Annotated in this window: 3 protein-coding genes; 2 read left to right on the plus strand and 1 reads right to left on the minus strand. The window is 64.8% G+C overall.

All coding sequences use genetic code 11. The features are described from left to right. Nucleotides 1-977: patatin-like phospholipase family protein (locus QZY06_RS09250; protein WP_295683224.1), on the plus strand; the 977-nt coding region annotated here is incomplete at its 5' end. Further along, nucleotides 964-1,767, plus strand: coding sequence for a class I SAM-dependent methyltransferase (locus QZY06_RS09255; protein ID WP_295683226.1), 804 nt, complete (start codon nucleotides 964-966; stop codon nucleotides 1,765-1,767). The genes QZY06_RS09250 and QZY06_RS09255, both read left to right, overlap by 14 nt. Before the next feature lie 7 nt (nucleotides 1,768-1,774). Here QZY06_RS09255 and QZY06_RS09260 read toward each other — a convergent pair whose 3' ends face one another. Beyond that, nucleotides 1,775-2,599: a hypothetical protein gene (locus QZY06_RS09260; protein ID WP_295683228.1), complete on the minus strand. Its 825-nt coding sequence runs from the start codon at nucleotides 2,597-2,599 to the stop codon at nucleotides 1,775-1,777. Nucleotides 2,600-2,669: the final 70 nt, after the last annotated feature.

The raw sequence follows: 2,669 nt of genomic DNA on the forward strand, positions 1-2,669 counted from the left end.
ACTTCGGCGTCGCCAAGGCGCTGTTCGATGAAGGCGTGCTGCCGTCGGTGATCTCCGGCTCCAGCGCCGGCGCCATCGTCGCCGCCGTGATTGGTACCCGCAGTGACGATGAACTGCGCGGCTTCCTGACCCCGGAGAACATCTTCTTCGGCGAACCCTGGAGCCCGAACCTGCTGGAGCGCACCACCGGCCTGCGCCGCTTCTTCGGTGCAACCTCGTTCGATGCCACCTTCGATCGACTGATTCCGGACATGACCTTCCGCGAAGCCTTCGAGCGCTCTGGCCGCAACATCAGCATTTCGGTCAGCCCCTGCGAGCGTCATCAGAGCCCGCGTCTGCTCAATGCGATCACCTCGCCGCATGTGCTGATCCGCTCCGCAGTACGCGCCTCCTGCGCGGTGCCGGGCCTGTTCGAGCCGGTGCAGTTGCTGGCGCGCGATGCTCAGGGCAACACCGTGCCGTATCTGAAGGCGCGCTGGATCGACGGCGTGTTCGCCGCCGATCTGCCGGCCAAGCAGCTGGCCCGTCTGTACGGCACCAACCACTACACGGTCAGCTACATCAATCCGGTGCTGATGCCGATGTTCCGCGACCACAAGCTCAAGCAGAACCATCTGCGGCCGCTGCTGGACATGATGAAAAGCTCGGCGCGCGGCGTGCTCAAATCCACTGACGTGATGCTCGGCAAGTACCTGCCGACCTCGACAGCCGGCTCGGTCAACAAGATCGTTCACGATCTGCTGTCGCAGCAGTACACCGGCGACATCAACATCACGCCGGAACGCCGGCTGGTATCGCCGCTGAAGCTGGTGTCGCCGATGACCCACCGCGAGATCGGCGACATGCTGCTCGAAGGTCAGCGCCAGACCTGGCCGCGCATCGAGATGATCCGCCTGTCGTCGAAGATCAGCCGCACGCTGAGCGACATTCTTGCCCGCTACGAGCCCAGCCTGCAGGTCGCCGATGTCGCCGAGTGAAGACCCGTATGCCGCGATGAAGGCAGCCCAGCGTGAGGGCTGGGGCCTGTTCGCACCGATTGCGCCGTTCACCACGCCAGCCGCGGCCGCGCTGGTCCGTTACGCCGGCATCACGGCGGGCGAGGCCGTGCTCGACGTCGCTTGCGGCACCGGCGTCGTGGCGCTCACTGCGGCGCTGCGTGGCGCGAACGTCAAAGGTCTTGACCTTGCGCCGGCGCTGCTGGTCGATGCACGACGCAATGCCGCAATCGTCGATGCTGCGATCGATTTCACCGAGGGCGATGTCGAGGCCCTGCCCTACGCCGATGCGAGTTTCGACGTTGTGCTCAGCCAGTTCGGCCACATGTTCGCGCCGCGCCCGGAGCGGGCGATCGCCGAGATGCTGCGAGTGCTGAAACCCGGCGGCCGCATCGCTTTCTCGACCTGGCCACCGGAGCTGGTCATCGGGCGTCTGTTCGATCTGGTCGGCCGCTATCTGCCACTCCCGCCCGGTGCCGCGGCATCGAGCAGCTGGGGCGAAACCTCGAACATCCGTCGCTGGTTGGGCGATGCGGTGAGCGGCGTCGAATTCCATCGCGACGAAATGACCATCCCCGCGCTGAGCCCGCGCCATTACGGGGCCAACATGGAACACACGGCAGCGCCGTTCATCAAGGTGGTCCAGACCCTCGGCGATCAACCGGAACGGCTCGCTGCCTTCCGTGCCGAAGTGGTCGCCATCGTCGAGAGCTACTTTGCCGATAACCGCGTGCGTCAGTCCTACCTGATGACGCGGGCAAGCAAGCGCTGAGCACCGCTCACTTCAGGTAGTGCACGTACAGCGTCACGTTGCGCAGGTTCGGCTCGACACCAAGACCCGCTCCGCGCTGCACGGCAAAGCGCACTCCGGTTTCCTGCTGCAGCCGCTCGGCCAGATCCTTCGCCGCGGGCAGCGCCGGCGTTGCGTAGTAGAAGACAGTCGACTGCGTGGCGAACCAACTCGGTCTGCTGTCGTAGCTCGCAGACACATCGCTGATCTGATAGCCGCGCGCCTCAAGAGCCTTATTGATCCGCTCGCGGACCGCGGTATCGAAACCGACAGTCTGGAAGCCGACGATATAGCGGCTGGCCGGCGGTGGCGGTGCCGCGGTGACCACCTCCACGGGCGCCGCGGCAGCCGGACGATCAGCACTCGCGACCAGTTGCTCATTCGACAGCAGGCGCTCGTCGACCTTGGTCTGAACCGTCTGCACGTTCTCCGAAAGGGTTCGATTGCCCTGCTGCAGTTCGACGATCTGCGCCTTCAGCTGGCCATCGCCACCGACGATCTGCGTGCTGGCTTCGCCCAGCGTTTTCGCCAGCTCTTCGTTCTTGCGCTGCAACTGGGAGATCGTCTCCTGCGCCTTCTGCAACGCGCTGTCGGTTTCGGTCAACGAGGCCTGCCACTTGAAGCCGGCGACATTGCCTTCCTTGAATCCGGCCGCCACCAGCATCGCGTTGAACTGCGTCGGAAACACCACAAGCAGGACCGCGAGCATGAACAGCGATCCGTCGCGCAGCAGCGCCACCAGGTCCTTGCCCAGCGAGATGACCGAGGCAATGGCGGTAGAGATCGAACGAGGTTTGGCGGGATCGTCAGCCACAGGCGCATGCTCCGGTTGCAGGCTGTGAGCACAGCCCCTTTGCCTCATGCTCGTCGCTGCTGAACGTCGG

The organism is uncultured Nevskia sp., assembly GCF_903885465.1.
GTDB lineage: Bacteria > Pseudomonadota > Gammaproteobacteria > Nevskiales > Nevskiaceae > Nevskia.

What these genes read in the sequence shown, in the direction of transcription:
- QZY06_RS09255 (WP_295683226.1), top strand. Translation starts at nt 964, where the DNA reads ATGTCGCCGAGTGAAGACCCGTATGCCGCGATGAAGGCAGCCCAGCGT.